This window comes from Pseudoalteromonas sp. APC 3694, assembly GCF_030407565.1.
Taxonomy (GTDB): domain Bacteria; phylum Pseudomonadota; class Gammaproteobacteria; order Enterobacterales; family Alteromonadaceae; genus Pseudoalteromonas; species Pseudoalteromonas tetraodonis.
The window spans coordinates 1-3,092 of record NZ_JASDDE010000111.1; the positions used below are offsets into that span (position 1 = coordinate 1).

Sequence of the window (3,092 nt, forward strand, 5' to 3'; positions counted from 1 at the left end):
TATTAACTTCTTCGCTTGTTTCACTATCACATAAAACGCGTTTGGCGTTGTATGGTTAAGCCTCACGGGTAATTAGTACAAGTTAGCTTAATGGCTCACACCACTTCCACATCTTGCCTATCAACGTTGTAGTCTTCAACGGCCCTTCAGAGACTTTAAAAGTCTAGTGAGAACTCATCTCGAGGCCTGCTTCGCGCTTAGATGCTTTCAGCGCTTATCAGTTCCGAACGTAGCTACCGGGCAATGCCATTGGCATGACAACCCGAACACCAGCGGTTCGTTCACTCCGGTCCTCTCGTACTAGGAGCAACCCCTCTCAATTCTCAAACGCCCACGGCAGATAGGGACCGAACTGTCTCACGACGTTCTAAACCCAGCTCGCGTACCACTTTAAATGGCGAACAGCCATACCCTTGGGACCGACTTCAGCCCCAGGATGTGATGAGCCGACATCGAGGTGCCAAACACCGCCGTCGATATGAACTCTTGGGCGGTATCAGCCTGTTATCCCCGGAGTACCTTTTATCCGTTGAGCGATGGCCCTTCCATTCAGAACCACCGGATCACTATGACCTACTTTCGTACCTGCTCGACGTGTCTGTCTCGCAGTTAAGCTGGCTTCTACCATTACACTAACCGTACGATGTCCGACCGTACTTAGCCAACCTTCGTGCTCCTCCGTTACTCTTTGGGAGGAGACCGCCCCAGTCAAACTACCCACCAGGCACTGTCCGTAACCCCGATTCAGGGGCCAACGTTAGAACATCAAAACTACAAGGGTGGTATTTCAAGGACGACTCCACAAAAACTAGCGTCTCTGCTTCTAAGTCTCCCACCTATCCTACACATGTAGGTTCAATGTTCAGTGCCAAGCTGTAGTAAAGGTTCACGGGGTCTTTCCGTCTAGCCGCGGGTACACAGCATCTTCACTGCGATTTCAATTTCACTGAGTCTCGGGTGGAGACAGCGTGGCCATGGTTACACCATTCGTGCAGGTCGGAACTTACCCGACAAGGAATTTCGCTACCTTAGGACCGTTATAGTTACGGCCGCCGTTTACCGGGGCTTCGATCAAGAGCTTCTCCGAAGATAACCCCATCAATTAACCTTCCGGCACCGGGCAGGTGTCACACCGTATACGTCATCTTGCGATTTTGCACAGTGCTGTGTTTTTAATAAACAGTCCCAGCCACCTGGTCACTGCGGCTCCAATCAGCTTAGAGAGCAAGTCTCATCACCAATCGGAGCGTACCTTCTCCCGAAGTTACGGTACGATTTTGCCTAGTTCCTTCACCCGAGTTCTCTCAAGCGCCTTAGTATTCTCTACCTGACCACCTGTGTCGGTTTGGGGTACGATTCGGTATAATCTGAAGCTTAGAGGCTTTTCCTGGAAGTATGGCATCAGCAACTTCATCACCGTAGTGACTCGTCTCGTGTCTCAGCCTAACAGCAACCCGGATTTACCTAAGTCACTAGCCTACACACTTTCACATGGACTACCATCGCCATGCTTGCTTAGCCTGCTCCGTCCCCCCATCGCAATTATACCAAGTACGGAAATATTAATCCGTTTCCCATCGACTACGCCTTTCGGCCTCGCCTTAGGGGTCGACTTACCCTACCCTGATTAACATGGGATAGGAACCCTTGGTCTTCCGGCGTGCGGGTTTTTCACCCGCATTATCGTTACTCATGTCAGCATTCGCACTTCTGATACGTCCAGCATACCTCCCGGTACACCTTCAACCGCTTACAGAACGCTCCCCTACCACTCAAAATAAATTTTGAATCCGCAGCTTCGGTGCATAGTTTAGCCCCGTTACATCTTCCGCGCAGACCGACTCGACCAGTGAGCTATTACGCTTTCTTTAAAGGATGGCTGCTTCTAAGCCAACCTCCTGGCTGTCTGGGCCTTTCCACATCGTTTCCCACTTAACTATGACTTTGGGACCTTAGCTGGCGGTCTGGGTTGTTTCCCTCTTCACGACGGACGTTAGCACCCGCCGTGTGTCTCCCGGATAGTACTTTACGGTATTCGGAGTTTGCAAAGGGTTGGTAAGTCGGGATGACCCCCTAGCCTTAACAGTGCTCTACCCCCGTAAGTATTCGTCCGAGGCTCTACCTAAATAGATTTCGGGGAGAACCAGCTATCTCCCGGTTTGATTAGCCTTTCACTCCTAACCACAGGTCATCCCCTAACTTTTCAACGTTAGTGGGTTCGGTCCTCCAGTTGATGTTACTCAACCTTCAACCTGCCCATGGCTAGATCACCGGGTTTCGGGTCTATACCTTGCAACTATTCGCCCAGTTAAGACTCGGTTTCCCTACGGCTACCCTAATCGGTTAACCTCGCTACAAAATATAAGTCGCTGACCCATTATACAAAAGGTACGCAGTCACCCAACAAGTGGGCTCCTACTGCTTGTACGTACACGGTTTCAGGTTCTATTTCACTCCCCTCACAGGGGTTCTTTTCGCCTTTCCCTCACGGTACTGGTTCACTATCGGTCAGTTGGGAGTATTTAGCCTTAGATGATGGTCCACCTATATTCAGTCAAAGTTTCACGTGCTCCGACCTACTCGATTTCACTTAAAATGCGTTTTCATGTACGGGACTATCACCCTGTATCGTGGCACTTTCCAGAGCCTTCCATTAACGCATAATAAGCTTAAGGGCTGTTCCGATTTCGCTCGCCGCTACTATCGGAATCTCGGTTGATTTCTTTTCCTACGGGTACTTAGATGTTTCAGTTCTCCGCGTTCGCCTCGTTAACCTATGTATTCAGTTAACGATACCTGCAAGCAGGTGGGTTTCCCCATTCGGAAATCCTAGTCTCAAGTGCTTTTTACTAGCTTGACTAGGCTTATCGCAAGTTAATACGTCCTTCATCGCCTCCAACTGCCAAGGCATCCACCGTGTACGCTTAGTCACTTAACCATACAACCCAAACGGGTCTTTGTTTTGTGACAGTTTAACTTCGCCAGAAGTTAATATTGAATACTAAAGTAGATACCAATTAATCCGAAGATTAAATTGGCACTGAATGATACTGCTATCATTCTTTTTTACTTTTGAAAACTCTGTACAAATA

General features: G+C 49.1%; 1 rRNA gene. It reads right to left on the bottom strand.

Going from position 1 to position 3,092, the window contains the following annotated elements:
• Positions 1 to 51 precede the first annotated feature (51 nt).
• Positions 52 to 2,938 (bottom strand): 23S ribosomal RNA (locus tag QMA00_RS18645).
• Between the last annotated feature and the right edge of the window lie 154 nt (positions 2,939 to 3,092).